The 20,286-nt window shown below is 52.0% G+C and carries 20 protein-coding genes and 1 pseudogene; 9 read left to right on the top strand and 12 right to left on the bottom strand.

Going from position 1 to position 20,286, the window contains the following annotated elements; all coding sequences use genetic code 11:
* Position 1 precedes the first annotated feature (1 nt).
* From AB0A83_RS14110 to AB0A83_RS14095, 4 genes are read left to right on the top strand one after another with little or no spacing between them, the layout of a single operon-like run.
* Positions 2-850, top strand: a complete 849-nt coding sequence (locus AB0A83_RS14110; protein WP_367154515.1) for an ATPase — start codon at positions 2-4, stop codon at positions 848-850.
* A 12-nt stretch (positions 851-862) separates the two neighbouring features.
* Positions 863-1,927 carry a homoserine O-succinyltransferase gene (locus tag AB0A83_RS14105; RefSeq protein ID WP_150049461.1) on the top strand — a complete coding sequence of 355 codons (1,065 nt, stop codon included), beginning with the start codon at positions 863-865 and terminating at the stop codon, positions 1,925-1,927.
* Between the two features lie 3 nt (positions 1,928-1,930).
* Positions 1,931-2,395, top strand: coding sequence for a nucleoside deaminase (locus AB0A83_RS14100; protein WP_367154514.1), 465 nt, complete (start codon positions 1,931-1,933; stop codon positions 2,393-2,395).
* A 49-nt stretch (positions 2,396-2,444) separates the two neighbouring features.
* Complete coding sequence (locus tag AB0A83_RS14095; RefSeq protein ID WP_367154513.1) at positions 2,445-2,912, top strand: GNAT family N-acetyltransferase; 468 nt, start codon at positions 2,445-2,447, stop codon at positions 2,910-2,912.
* 103 nt (positions 2,913-3,015) lie between these two features.
* Here AB0A83_RS14095 and AB0A83_RS14090 read toward each other — a convergent pair whose 3' ends face one another.
* Positions 3,016-4,065 (bottom strand): low specificity L-threonine aldolase, encoded by a 1,050-nt coding sequence (locus tag AB0A83_RS14090; RefSeq protein ID WP_367154512.1) that lies wholly within the window; start codon positions 4,063-4,065, stop codon positions 3,016-3,018.
* 268 nt (positions 4,066-4,333) lie between these two features.
* Between AB0A83_RS14090 and AB0A83_RS14085 the strand changes: the two genes are divergently transcribed.
* Positions 4,334-7,096 (top strand): EAL domain-containing protein, encoded by a 2,763-nt coding sequence (locus tag AB0A83_RS14085; RefSeq protein WP_367154511.1) that lies wholly within the window; start codon positions 4,334-4,336, stop codon positions 7,094-7,096.
* Between the two features lie 9 nt (positions 7,097-7,105).
* Here AB0A83_RS14085 and AB0A83_RS14080 read toward each other — a convergent pair whose 3' ends face one another.
* From AB0A83_RS14080 to AB0A83_RS14055, 6 genes and pseudogenes are all read right to left on the bottom strand, one after another.
* Entirely contained in the window at positions 7,106-7,507 is a 402-nt protein-coding gene (locus AB0A83_RS14080) for a GNAT family N-acetyltransferase (protein ID WP_150049451.1), read from the bottom strand.
* Between the two features lie 35 nt (positions 7,508-7,542).
* Complete coding sequence (locus AB0A83_RS14075; RefSeq protein ID WP_367154510.1) at positions 7,543-8,241, bottom strand: hypothetical protein; 699 nt, start codon at positions 8,239-8,241, stop codon at positions 7,543-7,545.
* 460 nt (positions 8,242-8,701) lie between these two features.
* Complete coding sequence (locus AB0A83_RS14070; protein WP_150049445.1) at positions 8,702-9,010, bottom strand: putative quinol monooxygenase; 309 nt, start codon at positions 9,008-9,010, stop codon at positions 8,702-8,704.
* A 1,260-nt stretch (positions 9,011-10,270) separates the two neighbouring features.
* Positions 10,271-10,597: pseudogene (locus AB0A83_RS14065) on the bottom strand (RDD family protein); the annotation flags it as partial.
* A 341-nt stretch (positions 10,598-10,938) separates the two neighbouring features.
* A complete protein-coding gene (locus AB0A83_RS14060; protein ID WP_150049439.1) occupies positions 10,939-11,130 on the bottom strand; it encodes a hypothetical protein in 192 nt (63 codons plus the stop codon).
* Between the two features lie 5 nt (positions 11,131-11,135).
* The gene (locus AB0A83_RS14055) at positions 11,136-11,327 is read right to left on the bottom strand and encodes a hypothetical protein (RefSeq protein WP_150049437.1); all 192 of its coding nucleotides are present in this window, start codon (positions 11,325-11,327) and stop codon (positions 11,136-11,138) included.
* A 276-nt stretch (positions 11,328-11,603) separates the two neighbouring features.
* Here AB0A83_RS14055 and AB0A83_RS14050 point away from each other — a divergent pair, with 276 nt between their 5' ends.
* Positions 11,604-12,182: a chorismate lyase gene (locus AB0A83_RS14050; RefSeq protein WP_150049435.1), complete on the top strand. Its 579-nt coding sequence runs from the start codon at positions 11,604-11,606 to the stop codon at positions 12,180-12,182.
* Here AB0A83_RS14050 and AB0A83_RS14045 read toward each other — a convergent pair.
* Both AB0A83_RS14045 and AB0A83_RS14040 read right to left on the bottom strand, forming a co-directional pair.
* Entirely contained in the window at positions 12,159-12,827 is a 669-nt protein-coding gene (locus AB0A83_RS14045) for a zf-TFIIB domain-containing protein (RefSeq protein WP_367154509.1), read from the bottom strand. The two genes, AB0A83_RS14050 and AB0A83_RS14045, sit on opposite strands and share 24 nt — an antisense overlap.
* Positions 12,828-12,829: 2 nt before the next feature.
* Positions 12,830-13,840: an SPFH domain-containing protein gene (locus AB0A83_RS14040; protein WP_150049431.1), complete on the bottom strand. Its 1,011-nt coding sequence runs from the start codon at positions 13,838-13,840 to the stop codon at positions 12,830-12,832.
* Positions 13,841-13,920: 80 nt separating this feature from the next.
* Between AB0A83_RS14040 and AB0A83_RS14035 the strand changes: the two genes are divergently transcribed.
* The 3 genes from AB0A83_RS14035 (at position 13,921) to AB0A83_RS14025 (ending at position 17,309) form a co-directional block, all read left to right on the top strand.
* Positions 13,921-14,460: a gamma carbonic anhydrase family protein gene (locus AB0A83_RS14035; RefSeq protein ID WP_367154508.1), complete on the top strand. Its 540-nt coding sequence runs from the start codon at positions 13,921-13,923 to the stop codon at positions 14,458-14,460.
* Between the two features lie 295 nt (positions 14,461-14,755).
* On the top strand, positions 14,756-16,417 hold the full coding sequence (locus AB0A83_RS14030) for a glutamine--tRNA ligase/YqeY domain fusion protein (protein ID WP_150049427.1): 1,662 nt from the start codon (positions 14,756-14,758) through the stop codon (positions 16,415-16,417).
* 10 nt (positions 16,418-16,427) lie between these two features.
* Complete coding sequence (locus AB0A83_RS14025) at positions 16,428-17,309, top strand: fructosamine kinase family protein (protein ID WP_150049425.1); 882 nt, start codon at positions 16,428-16,430, stop codon at positions 17,307-17,309.
* Between the two features lie 7 nt (positions 17,310-17,316).
* On the opposite strand, the gene AB0A83_RS14020 is transcribed toward AB0A83_RS14025, so the two are convergent.
* From AB0A83_RS14020 to AB0A83_RS14010, 3 genes are read right to left on the bottom strand one after another with little or no spacing between them, the layout of a single operon-like run.
* The gene (locus tag AB0A83_RS14020) at positions 17,317-18,324 is read right to left on the bottom strand and encodes an NAD-dependent epimerase (protein ID WP_367154507.1); all 1,008 of its coding nucleotides are present in this window, start codon (positions 18,322-18,324) and stop codon (positions 17,317-17,319) included.
* Positions 18,325-18,327: 3 nt separating this feature from the next.
* Positions 18,328-19,599 (bottom strand): Vi polysaccharide biosynthesis UDP-N-acetylglucosamine C-6 dehydrogenase TviB, encoded by a 1,272-nt coding sequence (tviB, locus tag AB0A83_RS14015; protein ID WP_150049421.1) that lies wholly within the window; start codon positions 19,597-19,599, stop codon positions 18,328-18,330.
* A 34-nt stretch (positions 19,600-19,633) separates the two neighbouring features.
* Positions 19,634-20,233 (bottom strand): TetR/AcrR family transcriptional regulator, encoded by a 600-nt coding sequence (locus AB0A83_RS14010; RefSeq protein WP_150049419.1) that lies wholly within the window; start codon positions 20,231-20,233, stop codon positions 19,634-19,636.
* Positions 20,234-20,286 lie beyond the last annotated feature (53 nt).

The following is a 20,286-nucleotide window of genomic DNA, read 5'->3' as shown; positions in this document are numbered from 1 at the left end:
TATGAAAATGACCCCGCAACAATTTTTGGACTGGGAATCCAAATGCATCACTTTGCTGGCAATGTCCGGCGCCGGTAAGACCACTTTGTCGAACAAATTACCTAAGGACAAATGGTTCCATTATTCCGGTGACTACCGTATCGGCACCAAATATCTGGAAGAGCCGATATTGGACAATATTAAACAGCAGGCGATGGGGGTGCCTTTCCTGCGCGATTTGCTTAAATCCGATTCCATTTATATCTGCAGCAATATCACGGTAGAGAACTTATCGCCCGTGTCTAGCTTTCTGGGTAAAATCGGTGACCCCGGCAAAGGCGGTTTGTCTTTGGACGAATTCAAGCGCCGCCAAGCCCTGCATCATCAGGCGGAAGTCGCAGCCATGAAGGATGTGCCGGATTTCATTCATAAAGCGGAAGATATTTACGGCTACCGACATTTCATTAACGACGCCGGCGGTAGCGTCTGCGAGCTGGATTGCCCGGAAGTGATAGAAGCCTTGGCCGAGCATACGCTGATCGTCTACATTAAAATTCCACCGACATTGGAACAAACCATTATCGAACGGGCTAAAAAGGATCCTAAGCCTTTGTATTATCGACCTGAATTCGTCGACGAAAAACTGGCGCAGTTTATGGCGGAACGTGGTTATCAATCGACCGACCAAATCGCTCCCGACGACTTTGTCAGTTGGGTATTTCCCGAGTTGTTTCGGGCGCGTGTGCCGCGCTACGAAGCCATTGCCGCGCAATACGGTTATACCCTCGATGCCGACGAGGTTGCGGGCATACAAAGCGAAGACGACTTTATCCAAATGATCGCGCAAGCGATTGCGCGGCAAAGTCACTAACGGACTTTCGCTATGCCGTTAGTTGCTCATACCGCGTTGCCCACTTTTCGCCGTTTGCAGGAAGAAGGCGAAGAAATTCTGACCCCGGATCGCGCCGAACACCAGTGCATACGCGAATTGCATATCGGCTTGTTGAATATCATGCCGGATGCGGCCTTGGAAGCCACCGAACGCCAGTTTTTCCGCCTGGTCGGGGCCTGCAATCAGATCGCTCAATTTCACGTTCATCCGTTTACTATCGACGGGCTGGAACGAGGGCCCGCTGCATTGGCGCACATTCGTACCTATTACGAAAGTTTCGAGCGCATCAAACAGGACGGTTTGGATGCGTTGATTATCAGCGGTGCCAACGTGACTCACGATCATTTGCAGGACGAACCGTTTTGGCGACCTTTAACGGAAGTGTTCGAATGGGCGCATCAACACGTGACTTCCGTTTTATGTTCGTGCTTGGCCACTCACGCCTTGATCCAACACAGCTACGGCGTGGAGCGCACCCGCTTACCGGCCAAGCGTTGGGGGGTTTTTCCGCATACTGTGGTCGATAAAAAACATCCGCTGGTGGCGGAGATCAACACCCGTTTCGACGTGCCGCATTCGCGTTTCAACGAGGTGTTCCGCGCCGATATGGAAAAGCACGGCTTGAAAATATTGGTGGCCGGTCGGGAGGCCGGGGTGCATTTGGCAGTGAGTCCGGACGGTTTTCGCACCGTGTTTTTTCAGGGACATCCGGAATACGACGACATCAGTTTGCTGAAAGAATATAAGCGCGAGGTGCTGCGGTTTTATCACGGCGAACGCGACGATTATCCGCCGTTTCCGGATAATTATTTCAAGCCCGAAATGCAAGCCTTATTGAGCGATTACGCGCAACAAGTCAAAAACGCCAAAGCCGCGGGGCAGGCGATAGCGCCCATGCCGGAAGCGCAAATCATCGATGAATTGGATATAACTTGGCGCGATTCGGCTAAAGCGGTGTTTAACAACTGGTTAGGTAAAGTCTACCAAATCACCAATGAAGATCGCCGTTTACCGTTCATGACCGGGGTGGACCCGGACAATCCCTTGGGTTTGTAAATCATGCATTCCAGCTTCCTACGCCGCGCGGTCGAACTAGCCGTCGATAACGTGGGACAAGGCGGCGGACCGTTCGGCGCTTTGGTGGTCAAGGACGATAAAGTCATTGCCGCCAGCGGTAACCGGGTGACGGTCAATCTGGATCCCACCGCGCATGCCGAAGTCTTGGCCATCCGGTTGGCCTGCCGGGAGCTGGGTAGTTTCCAATTGACCGGATGCACGCTTTACACCAGCTGCGAACCTTGTCCCATGTGTTTGGGGGCGATTTATTGGGCTCGGTTACAAGCTGTTTATTATGCTTGTAACCGGCAGGATGCGGCGCAAGCCGGCTTTGACGACCGTTTTATTTACGATGAAATCGGAAAATCCTCCGATAACCGGTGCATCCCTATGATTTATCTCAATCTGAACAATGCGGGATTACCGTTTCAGGCCTGGGATGATCTGCAGAGTAAAATCAAATACTAGGTAAATACCCCTTCATCCTTAAACGTTGCCGCAGATTAGCGTCGTCATTATGAGTCTACACGTCACGATTCGTAGCGCATTGCCCGCCGACGCGGAAAACATCAGTGCCCTCATTCAAGGTGAAGCCCGTTACTGCACGATCCATCCAAACGGGGAGGGCGCACAGCCATTCTTTTCCTCTGTTACACCGGAAGCCATCGCCGGCTACGTTACAAGCCCGAACTTTATTTATCTCCTGGGCTACGTTGATTCAGAGCTGGCCGGGGTAGTAGCCGTTCGGGATGGTAGCCACCTTTATCATTTATTCGTGGCAGCCAAGTTTCAGCGCCGCGGTATCGCTTCGAGCCTGTGGGCAAGGGCCAAAGCTAAGGCTGTCGAAAGCGGAAACGCTCAGGGTTTTACCGTTAACGCCGCACCGCATGCGCTGCCTGTTTACGAACGGTTCGGCTTCGAAATCCAGGGGATCCGAGTTGAGGAAAACGGCGTTGCCTTTGTGCCGATGAAATTGCCCGGTTAGTTTGTGCAAGGTTAAGTAAAAATGAGGAATCCACGCTTCTTTCGCAGAGGCCGCCGTTAAGGTCTCGGCAGCACTCCCGTAATGTGCGCAAACGGTTTGCGGGTTAGCGCAGCAAGTCGACGAAACGATCGACCTCGTGTTGCCGTGTGGCAAAACTGGCTACCAAGCGAACCAGGATTTCCCCGTCTTTCAACAAACCGGGCCGGGCGCGCGGCGGGTTCCACGGATAGAATACGGCACCGTTTTGGCGTAAGCGCGCGGCGACAGGTTCGCTGAATACGGCAAATACCTCGTTGGCTTCGGCCGGCCAAGCCAGCCGTGCTGACGACGAAGCGGCAATGCCTTGCTGCAGGCGGGCGGCCATCGCATTGGCATGGTTCGCCATCTGCAGCCATAAATCGCCTTCGAGATAGGCATCGAATTGGCAGGCGATGAAACGGCTTTTGGAAAACAACTGCGCCGCCCGCTTGCGAATGAAAGGCAAGTCTTTGGCCTGATCCGGATGCATAAATACCAAAGCCTCGGCGCACCAACAACCGTTTTTGGTCGCACCGAACGACACAATATCCACTCCCAATTTCCACGTCATTTGCGCCGGGGTTAACGCCAATGCCGCCAAGGCATTGGCGAAACGCGCCCCGTCCATATGCAGCGGCAAATCGTGCTGTTTGGCGATGTCGGCTATCGCAGCGATATGCTCCGGCCGGTATAGCGTGCCGATTTCGGTGGCTTGCGTGATGGATATCGCCATCGGTTGACCGGCATGGATAAAGCCGGGCGGGAAGCGGGCAATTTCCGCTTTTAATTGCTGCGGGTTTATCTTGCCGAAATCACCGTCTACCGGCGCTAAGCGGGCACCGTGGGTAAAAAACTCCGGCGCGCCGCATTCGTCTTCCAGCATATGCGCTTCTCGGTGGCAAAAGCTCACGCCGCCCGGACGGTTGACCGCCGCCAAGGCCAAGGAGTTGGCAGCGGTACCGGTGCCTACGAAAAACACCGCCACTTCGCGCTCGAACAGTTCGTTAAAACGCTGTTCTATGTGTTTGTCCTGCTCGCTGACGCCATAAGGGGCCGCAAAACCGCTAGCGGCGTCCAGTAGGCGTTGGGCGATGACAGGATGGGCCCCGGCCCAATTGTCCGAAGCAAAATTCATAGTTCTCTATCCCTCCTTGCAGCAACTGGAATCAGAAAACTGTCGGCAAAGTTTACAAGCGAATCAGAATGTTCCACCACGGTTTTCATAGACGTTCACTGATGTTCAAATGGTTTAAGCATGGGATGTGTGCAGCATAGCAGGGAAGGCCGGCCGGGTGCTGAATTAAGCCCAGCGGCGCTAACAAAAGCCACTACACTAATTCACATCATGCAGGCATTACCTTGGTGAACAAATTTATTAACAATTACCGGCTTCCGACTCCGCTATGCCTATTTCGACGCCAGCCCCATTACAATCCGGCGAATCTCAAAGCGCCATCAATGTCGACGGCATAGAAATTTCCTGGAACACGCGAACCGGCGGCTGTACGTTTAGAGATATTCCGGTCGCGATGATGTGGATAGACTCTACCTTGGCCGGTTTGATGTCGGGTGTGGCGTCCATGGTGGGTCCGGAGCGGTTCAGTTTGGCGTTGCAGGCCGAAGGCCGCAAGAGCGTGGAATCCGATTGGTTGTTGATTCAAGAATATGCGGATTTCTCCGAAGGCTTCGCCCAGTTGAATTTGAATGCCAAAGTCGCCGGCTGGGGCGATTGGCAACTGGTGAGCTATTCCCCGGAAAAAAAACAATGCGTGTTTAGAGCCTTCAACAACTGGGAAGGCGCTTACCAAAAAGCCTTGGGCGTGTGTTGGGGCAGCGGCATGCTGGCCGGCAAATTGGCCGGCATTTGCGGCAAATTGTTCGGATGTAACTGCTGGGCCACGCAAACGCATTTCGTCGCCAAAGGCCACGCTTACGACGAATTCGTCGTGTCTCCGTCCGCACGAAATCTGGAAGCCGAAATCGAAAATTTGCTGCTCTCGGATCAGGCGACCCGCGCCGACATGGCGGTAGCGCTGCAGCGTTTGGAAAACACCCAACGGGTTTTACAAGAAAGCGAACAGCGTTACGCTCAGTTGATCAGAAACATTCCGGACGGCATTTATAGTTGGCAATTCGGTGCCGACGGCAACATGGGCTTCATTTATGTGAGTCCGCGTTTTTGCCATATCTTAGGCCTGGACGCTGCCGAGGTGTTGAAAAACTATCGCTTAGCTTTCGACGCCGTTCATCCCGACGATCTGGCCGGCTTGGAACAACGAAACGAATATGTCCGTACCCATATCACGCCTTTTCGCTGGGAAGGCCGTTTTATCGTGCATGGCCGCATACGTTGGATCAGTTTGTCGTCCGATCCTATCTTGCGAGCGGATGGCGGCAGCATATGGCACGGCGTCGTCAGAGACGTTACCGCGCTGAAGTCGGCGGCGGAATCGCAGCGGCTAGCCGCGTTGGTTTATTCCAATAGCCGCGAAGGCATGCTGGTCACAAATGCCGCCAACCGAATCGTCTCGGTCAATCCGGCTTTTTCGCGCCTGACCGGCTATGCGGCGGAAGAAGCCCTGGGGCAAAATCCGAATTTCATGAGTTCGGGCAAACATGATCTTGAGTTTTATCAAGAGATGTGGCACTCCTTGTATACCACCGGCCAGTGGGAAGGGGAAATCTGGAACCGTCGCAAGAACGGGGAAATTTACCCGGAGTGGTTGAAAATCGACACCATCTTTACCGACGACGGTCAGGTTAGCCAGCGCGTGGCACTGTTCACCGACATTACCGAAAAAAAACGCTCCGAAGCGACAATTTGGCGGCAAGCCAATTTCGATCCGCTGACCGGACTGCCGAACCGTTCCATGTTTTTGGACTTATTGGAGCGGGAACTCAAACGGGCGGAACGGGAAGAAAGCAAAATCGCCTTGTTGTTCATGGATCTGGATCATTTTAAGGACGTCAACGACACCCTGGGGCACCAGGTCGGCGACGAATTGTTGAAAATGGCCGCCAAACGCTTGCAGCGTTGCGTACGCGAAGCCGATACCGTGGCCAGATTGGGCGGCGACGAATTCACTGCGGTGTTAACCCATTTAAACGACGGCTCGGACATATTGCGGGTTGTGCGCGACATGATCGAGTGCGTAGCCAAGCCGTTTTACCTGGGCGAGCAGCCCGCTTACATCTCGGTCAGCATAGGCATAACCGTTTTTCCCGACGACGGACAGACTTCCGAGCTACTCTTCAAACAGGCCGATCAGGCGATGTATGCGGCTAAAAAACAAGGTCGTAATCGGTTTTGTTTTTTTACCGCCAGCTTACAACACGAGGCCGATCAACGGCTGCAGCTGACGTGCGACCTCCATGCGGCTATCGATACCCGACAATTCGAAGTTCATTATCAGCCGATAGTGGAATTACAAAGCGGTTGTATCGTAAAAGCCGAAGCCTTGTTACGTTGGAATCATCCCACGTGTGGCTATATCGATCCGGCGCAGTTTCTTCCGGTAGCGGAAGAATGCTTGCTGATTCAGGACATAGACGACTGGGTATTTAAGCAAGCCATGAGCCGATTAAAGGAATGGCGTCATTTAACCGGAGCAGACTTCCAAATCAGCGTCAACCAATCGCCTGCGCAATTTAAAGACAGCAACCGCAATCATGCCGAGTGGCAGGAAGGGCTGATGGCGATGGATACGGACTGTAAAAATGTAGTCGTCGAAATTACCGAAAGTCTGCTGCTGGAAAACCATCCGACTATTCGCAACCGCTTGTTGCGGCTCCGCGCAGCGGGTGCGCAAATAGCCATAGACGACTTCGGCACCGGTTACTCCGCTTTGTCTTATCTGAATAAATTTCCTATCGATTACCTAAAAATCGATAACTCGTTCATCCGCGACTTAACTTTTGACGCAACGGATTTCGCGCTATCCAAAGCCATAGTCAGTATGGCGCATGCCTTGGGTCTCAAGGTGATTGCCGAAGGCGTGGAAACTCGGGATCAACTGGCCTTGCTCGTAGAAATCGGCTGCGATTACGGCCAGGGCTTTCTGTTCGCAAAGCCGCTGCCGGCCCCGGAGTTTGAAAAACTGTTCAAAAACAGGTTGATGACGGATAGCGTAGCGCCAAGAAACGGTGATAGCGACCGTCTCGTCTGATCCTTGGAATTACCGGCTGCGTTTAATCATGAAGCCATTTTGCACTTCCTCGAAGCCGATCTTGGGGTAATACTCCGTGGCTTCGGGGGCCGATATCAGGATAAGCGCCACTTCCTCCCCAATGGCTTGGCGAACGCGGCCAATCAGCTCGCGGCCGATCCCTTGTTTTTGAAAAGCCTTGTCCACGGCGAGGTCGGAAAGATAGCAACAATAACTAAAATCGGTCAGGGCGCGGCATACCCCAACGAGTTTGTCCTCATGCCAAGCGGAGAAAATCAGGTTCGCATTAGCAAACATACGCTCGATCCGCGCCAAATCGGCGCTGGGACGGCGAATGCCGGAAGCATCGAAAACTGCCGCTATATCCGCGGATGCCAGGGGAGAATTTTGACGGTATTCAATCGCCGGCATAAGAACCTGACGTTGCTGGACCGAATCAAGTTGACTTAGCGGTCATCTTCGGTTGCGGGCCGCGAAGCCAATTTAAAGCGTTGCATCGACAATATCATAGCAATCAAATAAATGAATTCAATTACAATGATCATTTTCGGATAAATCATATTCATAAATTCAACTTCACTTTCTCTTACAGGAATATCCTGAAAGTTCCTTCTGGCTTCCACCATTTGGGTAATAAATGGATCCCATAAATCCCAGCTTAATAGGCTGGATACGATGGTAACGATGGTAATGCCAATTCCCAGCAATAATCCAGGCATTTTCAGCTTTAAAATCAGATAGCCTGAAAGCAGGAACAGAATTCCTGCAATGACACTAAAAATAATTTGCGCTGCGGAATCAATAAAAATCCCGAAAAAAGGCATGGGCACCATAAATTCGGTCCATCTGACCAGATTTTTTGTACCTTCAAGAATTAATAGTACACCGAGTAAGAGGGTAAGCCAGCTTTCATTTTCATAAATAATTGGCTCTACAGTATTATCTTTCTCTATGCTTAAGAAATGTTTTCCCGGGGAAGGTAAAAATTTGTTCGACATATAAAGAATTAATCCAAAGGCTATAATCCAAGCTAAAAACGGTAAAACAGATTCGAAAAAATATTCGAATAACTCCTTGAAGGTAAGAAATAACAGTAAGTCTATATAAATAGCAAGAATTTTTCTTTTTTTTGAGGCGATTATCATTCCTTAATGCTCCAAAGAGGTTGTAAATTATGAGTAAGTTGAACGGGAGTATTTGCGTATCTTGAATTTTCTTTGTCGCGATAATAAAATATTTTTTATTTAATATAAATATGATGTTCCATAAGCTATTTTGTATGATTGGCCTTTGAGGTGAAATTCCATGACGTATCGGCGTCTATCGAGTCTTCAGCAGTAATCTCAGATCGGAAATCCGCCGCTATTTGATTCCGTAGTAGCGGAGTATATGCTCTACCCGATCCAGCTGTTCTTTAGTGAGTGAGTCAGGATCCTCAATAATTTTTTCGCCGCTCCACTTTCTTGATAGGTACTCATGTTCTCCGTTGTGTTTCCGGCATCCGAATAGCAAAAGTCCGGTCACCAGCGTTGCAAGGATGAATTGCTTATTCATTACATATAACGTAGCGCAGGTCCGGCCATGATTGATTGGCTGTAAGTTCCTTCAAACACTGCGTGAACCGGTGATGTCATATGCGGTGAATCTTCGTTCAATCAAGCCGCAACTGTTAGCAACCGTTCGCCAAGGTTCGATGTGCGGCGCCTGAAGATGCCGAGCAAGGCTTTCGTGATCCGGCCATAGTTCGGAAAAACGAATAAGCCCGGGATCAAACGGATCTTCCGCTACGTCATAGGCAATACAGCCATCGCTTCGGTAGGTCGTTTCGACCAAGGTTCGTAGATGCGGGCGAACCTTTGGCATCTGCTCGGGTGGAAATCTGAGAATTCCGAATACAGCTACAGCGGCTTGCATTGAAGTACCCTAAAATAAAATGGCTGCGTTTGGAGCGTTTTGTGGTGGCCCAACGGATAGTTAAGCGGCCATTCCGCCTAAACGAACGTGGGTGAAATAAATAACAGGGAATTTCTTAGTTTACCGGTACTAATCATTCAATTTTGATTACCCATTTATCCCATAAGCTTTTGACTAACGGGCTAATTAGTCCAATTACTCCCAAACGGCACAGTAAGTATACCCAAGCCGCAGGTATGAAATTTAATAATCCGTTATCCGGCCTAATAGGCCAAAACGGTTGCATATCAGCCCTGTATAATACTATCCAGGGCTACGTGTGAAAATGTACCGATAAACGCGCCCGTTGACGCCGAAAACCAAGTAAGGCTTGATTTTACTTGTAGCCATTTCAAGTATTTAAAATTCGAGCAGGCATTCCAGGTGCTGAGTAACCATTGGCATACTATTGTGCCTATGAAGAGAGTAAACAAACCTATAGCGAACGCACCTATATAGGTATGGGTAAAGCGGTGCAAGATGTCATCATGGCTTAAAATACGAATTAGCGGCTCTAAGTCGATAATCACTGATAAATTCCGAAGACTGTCAAACTAAAATAGCGGCCGGTTAATGCTTTAATTGCTGCTCCCGGCCCTATCCGAAATGCCTGTAAAAGGCATGTCTTTCCGTTGTCTAAATTTATGAATATCAAATAAATCCGCTAGGTCGGCTTGATATTGGACCGCCTTTTCAAGCAGATTACCGGCTCTTCGGAAAATCAGGCATAGTTGAAGTGACAATCGGATATTGGCGGTCGATTTTTTCAATAAGGCTCGGATGTCTTTGGCCGCTGAGTTTATCAGGTAGATTGTTCCAGTCAAGAGGCTGTTCGTGGACGATCGCGGCGGGTATGTACTCGAGGGTCCCGTTGGACGCAGTCTTCCGGCATTAAGCGAAAAAGCTCTCAGAACCTCAAATTCGGCATGGGTTTGTGCCTAGCGAGTTTTTGCCGGAGCAAATTGAGCCTGTGGGCGTATGCGGCTAGGCGATCCGCCAAATCAAATGGGTAACGCCATCATTATTGCGGCGGACCCCGGTAAACCGGTTCCACTTTACGGCCTTAGGCGCCACTAGGCTGACGGCGTGCCCCATATAGGTATCCTTTCCAGCCAAGGATGGTCAGCGCGACAAGGCCAACCAGAGTCATAACAGTAACGACCATCATGACGATGGTCGCAGTCTCGGAGCACGCATCCTTGCTGCAAAGGGCGACTACCGTTATGCCCCAAATGAAATAGCAGCCGAACCAATATACCAAAATAACCAGGAGTCGGCGCCAACGCTAAGATAAACGTTGTGCTCTTCTTGGCGTGTTAGTTCAGGGAGAATCTCATGGTCTAAAACTAGCCGATCATCTCTGTAGACGATAACCGATCCGGCTACTACATCGTGCAATGCTTGACGCCGCTTTGTCGTTAGAACAAAAAGAAATGCGGGTAGACCGGTAATGCTCTTAACCAAAAACCGAATCGAGGCGGCCCCAATCCCAATATTAGAGTTAGAAGAAACGCGACGCACGCGGATCCCTACCAGATGATGAGCAACCGAACCGCCGGTAAATGCCTACTGCAAAGGGTTCTAAGGCAAGAATGACAAGCACTGCAGCGACCGCCTTAAGGCGGCCACTCTCAATACCTGCGACAGCGAGCAAATAGATTGAAGTAACAGCTGAGACAGGCAACACAATGCCGTCTATGCTGGCTCCTAGGTTGCGCCGAAGGATTCGCGGGTAGAGCTGTTCAGCTGTTGCCATGACTATGTTGCCTAATGTGGAATTCCGCCGACGCCGGAAGTGTAGCGAAAAGCGGTAGGCTGGAATGATACATATGCATTGTTTGTTACTTGCCTTCGGTTATCAATACCTGAGGGTTTGCCGCGATCCTCTGTCATAAATCCTGTTTCACATCGGAGCGCAGATTCGGCCAGCGGCAAAATGCGAATATCCAGATCATGATGATGTTGACGATAGGTACCAGCAAAATCAAGGTCCAACGGCCGTCCAGGCCGGCTTTCAGCAAGATTTTGTAACCCAGCCACAACACGAACATCGCAAAAATCGGCGCTATTGCATAGAACATGATGACTACTCCTTGCCGGCATTAGGCCAAGGCATGAAGGCGAGTTGTATAAAAATCAGTAACAAGCCGAATCCCGGTAAAAATACCAAGGCAGCCCAGGCGGGATTCAAGCCGGCTTTGCGGTAAATCAACAAGGTGGGAATCAAGATCGTTAAGCCCACGATCACGGCTTGCAGAAATTCCGGCGGCATAAACATGGTGAGTCTTCCTCCTGATTAACGATGAAGGTGGTGACGGGAGCGATACGGTTTCGCGATGATAATCTTCGGTCGCGCAACCGGGTGTCCGTTCCCGCCCTTAATGTGTTTTTATTCGGGTAATGGCCCGCTTTCAGGATGCTATCTAAGCCTGCCGGTATGCGGCATGCGCTTCGCTAGCTTATTGGCGGCCATTCCGATAGATCGAGCGGCAGTGCGAAAATCGACTTAGGTTTCGGTAGAATAACCGGTTTTTCCGTTACGTAAAATTTTACCTTGCACAATAGTTATTTATTTTTGCGTTCGCCGCGATGGTCTGCGGGAATCGGCAATGCGGGTTCTCGAGCGCCTGCGATTTTGCAACCCTGGCTGCAGGAACAAGGTTCGCTGACTAAGCGCTTGCGCCGGTATTTCGGTGCCAATGTAGCGGTCAGTTTGTTGTTTCATCAATGGCAGCCGGCTTTCGTGGAAGAATGTCGGCAATTGGCTGTGCCTCATAGCCGATACCAATTGATCCGCGAGGTGTTGCTGCACGCCGACGGGGTGCCGTTGGTTTTGGCGCGGACGGTGCTACCGGCCGCGACCATTAAAATCGCGCAGAGAAATTTATCGCATTTGGGTACGCGCCCTTTGGGAGAAGTGATTTTTTCGTATCCGGATTTGGCATTGACGCAGCGCGATTTCAGTCTGGCGACGGCGGCGCAATGGTCGACTGCGGTGCGGTTGCGTTTTTTGGGCGAACAGGCGGTTTTTGGGCGGCGCACCCTTTACGGCATACACCGGCAACCGTTGTTGGTGGCCGAGTTCTTCCTGCCGGAAATGCTGCACCAGTTATCGGAACAGGGTGAAAATTAAATCCGCTACCGTTTGGATCAGATTGTTTTCGTCGCCCCAATTGCCGCTATAGCCGGTTGAGTTGTCATCGCCGGTTCGGTAGCGGGTCTGGCGAGCCGGCGGCTTTTGCGGACGCTGTTGTTTTTTCTTTTCGTCTATCAGCCGTCCGCCGGCGGTTTGCCATTCCAGTAAATGGCTGATTTCCCCGGGATCCAGCCAAATACCGTGCGGCATGCAGCGGTCTATGACGACGCCGCTGCGGTGACCGTACAGCGTGCGTTTCATAAATTCCCGGCAGACCGGGCATTTGAGGTATCTCACCGTTTTGTCTTTCGGAAAACGCTCAAGGTTGATGTTGTCCAGCCAGGCGGAATTGGTTTGTATGGCCGGAGAGTCGGCATGGTCCAGCAATATTTCCACTTCGCCCGGATCGAAGAACAAGCCGAAACAGCTTGGGCAGCGGTCTAGTTCCAAGGGCGCGGCCGCTAGGCTGAGTGCGATGGTCTGTAATTCCAGGTCGCATTGCGGGCAAATTCGATGATGTTGTATGCCGGCCGGTTGATAAGCCAGTTTACCGTGCAGATCGACATCGTTTCGCACGCCGCAGTACAGGCAGATTTGCGTGTTAGCCGCCAGCGGCGCCGAGCAGGTTTGACATTTGGCCATTGTTACAATTTTTCCAGCAATTCCTGTTTTTTCGCGGCGTATTCGGCGTCGGAAATCAATTGCGCTTGGTAAAGCTGTTTCAATTTTGCCAGCTTGACGCTGATGTCGTCTTGGTCTGCGCCAGGGGGTGTGGCGGAGGATTGCGTGCCTTGCAACATGCTTTGTCCCAATGCTACCCCGGCACCGAGACTCACGCCGGCTCCGGCTGCGCCGCTTTCGTTGCGCGCCGCGTCTCTGACCGCCTCCAAGCGTTGTAATTCGGCATAGTCTACGCCTGCCGCTCGGGCCGCTTGGTTTTCGGCGGTGACATCGGCAATTCGGTTGATGCGGCGCAAGGTGTCGTCGTCGAAATCGGTACCCTCTATCCTGAAATCGCCGATAGCGAACCCGAGTTTACGCGAGGCCATCGCCAGTTTTATACCGATGCCGCGGGCGATTTCTTCCCGGTTGGCGTCGATTTGCGCAAAACTGTAACCGCATTCGGCCAGGTAATCGCTAATCGGCTGCACGATGCGGGCGGAAATGACCGGGCGAAATTCGCTGACGCGGATTTGGCCGTGGCTGCCGACCACGTTGACGAAAAACGCATTAGGGTCGGTGATTTGATAGCTAAAATTACCGTAAGCTTTCAGACCGACTGGAATATGATAGGCCGGGTCTTGATATTTTATGGGCGAGCTGGTGCCCCATTTCTGGTCCAGGATTTTGCTGGTCCGGAAAAAATAGAGGCCGACTTTGTGCTCGCTTTCGAAAAATTGCATGAATTTTTTGATGGTGGTCCAAAACGGTACGTTATCGGTTTGCAAATTGATCAGGCATTGTTGTTCGATCACCGCTTTTACTTGGCCTTGGTACACGAAAATGCAGCCTTGGCCCGGACCGACGATCAATTTGGAGGCATTTTTGATTTCGTCGCCGTTTTCGCTCCATTGGGCAAAAAGTATATCGGGATCAGATTCTTGCCACTCGATAACCGAGCGCAGTTGCCGTTTCAGGCCGTCTAGGATGGGCATCGCGACTCCTTGGATGTGGTGTAGCCTTGCGTAATTGCGTAACATTGTTTTTACAAGTATGGCAAACAACAGGAGTCTATGTGGCAATTCGTAGCTTTAACCAGCAACTCCCTAAAATCGGGGAGAGAGTGTTTATCGATCCGTCCGCCGAGGTGATCGGCGCTGTGGAAATCGGCGACGATGTTTCGGTTTGGCCGACCGTGGTGATTCGCGGCGATGTGGAGTCGATCAGCATCGGTGCCGGCAGCAATGTGCAAGACGGCTCCGTGTTGCATGTTTCCCACGCCGGCGACTATTCGGCCAGCGGTTTCCCGCTCACGATAGGTCGCGGGGTGACGATAGGGCATAGGGCGACCGTGCACGGCTGTACGGTCGGCAATTGTTGTTTGATCGGTATCGGCGCGATCGTCATGGACGGTGCGGTAATCGAAGATTACGTGATGTTGGGGGCCGGCGCTTTGGTATCGCCGGGTAAAACCTTAGAAAGCGGATACTTGTACGTCGGCGCGCCGGCGCGGCCGGTTCGGGAATTGGGCGAGAAAGAAAAGGCGTTTTTAGAATATTCCTATCAGCATTACATCGAATTAAAAAACCAGTATTTAGCCGAGCATACCGGTTGAAGCGACGGTTGACGCGGGCGAACGGCCGGTTTCTATACCGGTCGGTCGGCGCGCTTGTGGGATAGGATGATCCGCGATTCGCTCCGGCGGCGTTTGTCCCGCACGGGTTGCTGTGTCGGCGGCGTAGTTCGAAACCGTGTTAGCGGCTTTGCGGCGAACGCAGGCATGCTTGCCTGAACGACGGTTAGAATCGAGGCAAGCGGCGCCGTTAGGCCCATCAGTCCGCCAGCCGCCTTTACGCCTTCCAAGCAAACTCGTTAAAATGCAAGCGTTCATTCACTTTTGCACCTCTCACATGTCAACCAGCGAAAGCCTTGCTCCAGCCAATTTCATCCGTCATATCATTGCCGAAGATTTAGCGGCAGGCAAAAACGCCGGCAAAGTCGCCACGCGCTTTCCGCCGGAACCTAACGGCTATTTGCATATCGGCCACGCCAAATCGATTTGCTTGAATTTTACCTTGGCGGCGGAAAACAACGGCACCTGTAATCTGCGTTTCGACGACACCAATCCCGAGAAAGAAAGCGTCGAGTACATGGAATCCATCGAAACAGACGTTGCCTGGTTGGGATTCGAATGGGCTGGGAAGTTCCATGCCTCGGATTATTTCGAAACCCTGTACGACTACGCCGTGCAGTTGATCAAGATGGGCAGGGCGTATGTGGATGGTTCCAGCGCGGAACAAATGCGCGCCGACCGGGGTACTTTGACTGAACCCGGCAAAGAAAGTCCGGACAGAAATCGCAGTATCGAGGACAATTTGGATTTGTTTCAGCGCATGCGTGCCGGCGAGTTCGACGACGGCCATTACGTGCTGCGCGCCAAAATCGACATGGCGGCGCCGAACATCAACCTACGCGATCCGGTGATTTACCGGATCCGCCGCGCGCATCATCATCGAACCGGCGACGCCTGGTGTATCTATCCGATGTACGACTACACGCATTGTTTGTCGGATATGCTGGAGAGTATTACCCATTCGATTTGCACCTTGGAATTCGAAGACCATAGGCCGCTGTACGATTGGGTATTGGATACATTGGAAACCCCCTGCCATCCGCAACAAATCGAATTTGCCCGCTTGCAATTGGAGTACACCATCGTCAGCAAGCGCAAACTGCTGCAACTGGTTAACGAAAAGCACGTATCCGGCTGGGACGACCCGCGCATGCCGACGATATCCGGGTTGCGACGGGCCGGAGTACCGCCGGAAGCCATCCGCGATTTCTGCGAGCGTATCGGGGTGACCAAGAAAAACTCTTGGATAGAGATGACGGTGTTGGAAAACTGCATCCGTGAAGACTTGAACGAACGTGCACTACGGGCTATGGCGGTTTTGCGGCCGCTGCGGGTAATCATCACGAATTGGGATGAGGCAAAGTCCGAAACCTACCAAATGGCCAATCATCCGCAAAAGCCGGAAATGGGTAGTCGGGAAGTGCCGTTCGGGAAAGTGATTTTGATCGAACAGGACGATTTCATGGAAAATCCGCCCAAGGATTTCAAACGGTTGCAGCCCGGCGGCGAAGTGCGTCTACGCGGTTCCTACGTGATTAAATGCGACGAGGTGATCAAAGACGCGGACGGCAAGGTCGTGGAATTACGTTGCAGCTACGACCCGGCGACCCTGGGAAAGAATCCGGAAGGCCGTAAAGTGAAGGGCGTCATTCACTGGGTATCCGCACAACATGCGTTGCCGGCGGAAATTCGTCTTTACGACCGCTTGTTCAGCCACCCCAATCCGGATACCTTGGATAATTTCCTGGATGCGTTGAATCCCAACTCCTTGGAAATTTTGACGGAGTGTCGGGTGGAGGCCGGTTTGGCGGCGGCGCAAACCGATTGCCGCTATCAGTTCGAACGTACCGGCTATTTTTGTTTGGACAGTTTGGAAAGCGAGGCAGGCAAATTGGTATTTAATCGTACCGTTACCTTACGCGATAGTTGGGGTAAATAGAGGAGGCAGCATGCCTTTATCGCCGGCATTGGTCAAACACATCAGCGAAGAAACCGGTCGCAATCTGGCCAAACACAAAATTACCAGTGTCGGCGGCGGCGACATCAATGCCGCTTACCGTTTGCAGGCTGAAAACACCGACTGGTTCATCAAGTTCAATCGCGTCGATCTATTGTCCATGTTTGTGGCCGAAGCTGCGGGTTTGGCCGAATTGGCGGAATCCGGCGCCGTGCAAGTGCCGTCCGTGGTCGCGCATGGCGAATTCGGCACTCAAGCTTATTTGATCCTGGAATTTATCGAGCTGGATGCGTTAAGGTCCGGCGCCGGCAAACTCGGCGAACAATTGGCGCGCTTGCATGGCCTGCCGCAAATGTTTTTTGGCTGGCACATGCACAACACCATAGGTTCAACCCCGCAGTTCAATGCGCGCGACGACGATTGGGTGGGCTTTTGGCGCAAACAGCGCTTAGGCCGGCAACTGCAATTCGCGGCGAGCAATGGGTGTCCCAAGCAGTTGTTGGATAGCGGCGAAAAGTTGATGCAAAATTGTGCCGCATTGTTCAGCGGCTACCGGCCGCAGCCATCCTTGCTGCACGGCGATTTATGGGGCGGCAATGCCGCAAGGGATCAGCAGGGCAATCCGGTTATCTTCGATCCGGCCTGCTATTACGGCGACCGCGAAGCGGATATAGCGATGACGGAATTGTTCGGCGGTTTCGGCGCCGATTTCTATGCCGCCTATCAAGGCGGGTTTCCGTTGGATGCCGGTTACAAGGTTAGAAAAACCCTGTACAACCTGTACCACATTTTGAATCATTTCAATTTGTTCGGCGGAGGATATGCCGGCCAAGCCCACCGTATGATGGAACAACTGTTGGCTGAGATAGGCTAAACACCGTTTAGCAACGGTAGTATTCGCGGTACCAGGATACGAAGCGTTCGATACCGACTTGTATGCTGGTATTCGGTTTATACCCCACGTCGGTAACCAGTGCTTCGACGTCGGCGTAAGTATCCGGAACGTCGCCCGGTTGCAGCGGCAGCAAGTTTTTCTCGGCGGATTTGCCTAGAAAATGTTCCAAGGTTTCGATATAAGTCATCAATTCCACAGGACTCTGATTGCCGATGTTGTAGACTCGCCACGGCGCTTTACTGGTGCCGGGGTCGGGAGTAAGGCCGCTCCAGTCCGGATTGGCTTGGGCGTTGTGGTCCAAGGTGCGGATCACGCCTTCCACGATATCGTCGATATAAGTAAAGTCGCGGCGGTGTTTGCCGTAGTTGAACACGTCGATTTTCTCGCCGGCCAATATGGCTTTGGTAAACAGGAACAAGGCCATATCCGGACGTCCCCACGGGCCGTAGACGGTAAAAAACCGCAAGCCGGTAGTCGGTAACTGATATAGATTGCTGTAGGTGTGGGCCATCAGTTCGTTGGCCTTTTTCGAGGCGGCATACAGGCTCATCGGATGGTCGACCACGTCGTGTACCGAAAACGGCATGGATTCGTTGGCGCCGTACACCGAACTGCTGGACGCATAAACCAAGTGCTCGGTTCCGTAGTGCCGGCAGCCTTCCAGGATATTCATGAAACCGACGATGTTGCTGTCGATGTAGGCGTGCGGATTTTCCAGCGAATAGCGCACGCCGGCTTGGGCGGCTAAATTCACGACTTTTTGCGGCCGGTATTGTTTGAACAAATTCGCCATGCCGTCGCGGTCGGCAATATCCAAGCGCACGTCGGTGAATGCGTTAAAATCGGCGAGTCTGGCCAGCCGGTCTTTTTTTAAATTGACGTCGTAATAATCGTTCAAATTGTCGACGCCGATGATTTCGTCGCCGCGTTCCAGCAGGCGCAAAGCCAGATGATTGCCGATAAAACCGGCCGTGCCGGTAACCAGTATGCGCATGCCTTATAACCTCGCGTCCGTTTGGTGGGCCGGAAACAGATATTTCAAATCGTAGATGATGGCGTGCGGTTTGCCCAAGGCACGAATTTCGTCGATAGGGGTTTCCTTAAATTCCTGATGGGCGACGGCCAGCACGATAGCATCGTATTTGCCTTTGCTCGGCTGGCTGACCGGGCGGATGCCGTATTCTTCGAAGGTTTCGTCGCGGTTGACCCAGGGGTCGTAAACGTCGATGTTGACGCCGTAAGTTTTTAGTTCGGCGACGATGTCGACAATGCGGGTGTTGCGTATGTCCGGGCAATTTTCCTTGAAGGTCAAGCCCATGATCAACACCCTGGCGTCTTGAATTTGAATGCGCTTTTTCAGCATCAATTTGATTAACTGGGAGACTACGTATACCCCCATGCTGTCGTTGATGCGCCGGCCGGATAGGATGACCTCGGGGTTGTAGCCGATGGCCTGGGCTTTGTGGGTCAGATAGTAAGGATCGACGCCGATGCAATGGCCGCCGACCAAGCCGGGCCGGAACGGTAAAAAGTTCCACTTGGTGCCGGCGGCGATCAACACTTCCTCGGTGTCTATGCCGAGCTTGTTGAATATCAACGCCAGTTCGTTTATCAAGGCGATGTTGACGTCGCGTTGGGTGTTTTCGATGACTTTGGCCGCTTCCGCGACTTTGATACTGCTGGCTTTGTGGGTGCCGGCGCTGATGATGCTTTTATACAAGGCGTCGACTTTGTCGGCGATTTCCGGCGTGGAGCCGGAAGTGACTTTCAGAATATTGGTGACTCTATGCTGCTTGTCGCCGGGATTGATGCGTTCCGGACTGTATCCGACGAAAAAGTCTCGGTTAAAGCTTAAGCCGGATACCGCTTCCAGAATAGGCACGCAGATTTCTTCGGTGGCGCCGGGATACACGGTCGATTCGTAGACCACGATATCGCCTTTTTTGATGACTTTGCCCAGTAAGTCGCTGGCTTTTTGCAAAGGCGTCAAGTCCGGTTGTTTGTGTTCGTTGATCGGCGTGGGGACGGTAACGATGTAAATATTGCAGTCGGTTAGCGAAGCAACCTCGGCGCTGTAGCTGAGTTGAGTGGCTTGCGCCAGTTCTTCGGGGCTGACTTCCAAGGTGTGATCGTTGCCGGATTGCAGTTCCGCCACCCTATGCTTATTGATATCGAAGCCGACGGTAGGGTATCGGCGTCCGAATTCCACCGCTAGCGGCAAGCCGACATAACCTAAACCTATCATGCCGATCTTGATGTCTTTAAGCATATGCGTCACTCCTGTATTGATACGAGGTCACAATTCATTTTTTGGCGATGCATCCCCAAGCCGATATCCAGACCTGCGATTGATAGCTGTCGGCCGATTTCGGCAGAGCGCCGGTCAACACCATGGACAGCGTTTGGTTGATGATGCCAAAAAAATAACAATAGGCTAGCAAAGGATCGATCGCTCGGATTTCGCCGTCCCTGATGCCGTTCTGAATAATACGTTTTATTTTAGTAAAAGCCGGAGTATCCAGCAGAGGCATCGCGTCGGGCATGAAATCCTCGGCGTTGACGAACAACAGAAATTGCACGATTTCGGGGGCGTCGTCGGTCAGCCGGCACAACAAATCCACGATCTCGCGCAATTGCTCGGAGGCTTTGCGGTTTCTGCGCCGGATGTCGTCTATGGAAATACTCAAGCTGTCGAGAATGTTTTCCCGCAAGGTTTGCGCGATTGCCTGCTTGGTTTTGAAATAATGATAGACCGCATTGGTGGATCCCAGTCCGGCGGCATTTTTAAGGTCCGCGAGCGACGTATTGAAATAACCCTTTTGAGCGAACAGTTTGAGTGCCGCTTGCAGGACTTCGTCTTGGCTCGGAACGTTGTTAATAGTGTTTTCTAATTCTTGTTCCATGGTTGTTATGTACAGCTTTACCTGCTGTTCTTACCGGTGAGTAAGGTGCGTGC

It is taken from the genome of Methylomonas sp. HYX-M1 (assembly GCF_040741385.1).
In the GTDB taxonomy this organism is placed as follows: domain Bacteria; phylum Pseudomonadota; class Gammaproteobacteria; order Methylococcales; family Methylomonadaceae; genus Methylomonas; species Methylomonas rhizoryzae.
Note: the sequence above shows the minus strand (reverse complement) of the source record. Positions and strands in the feature narration are given on the sequence as shown.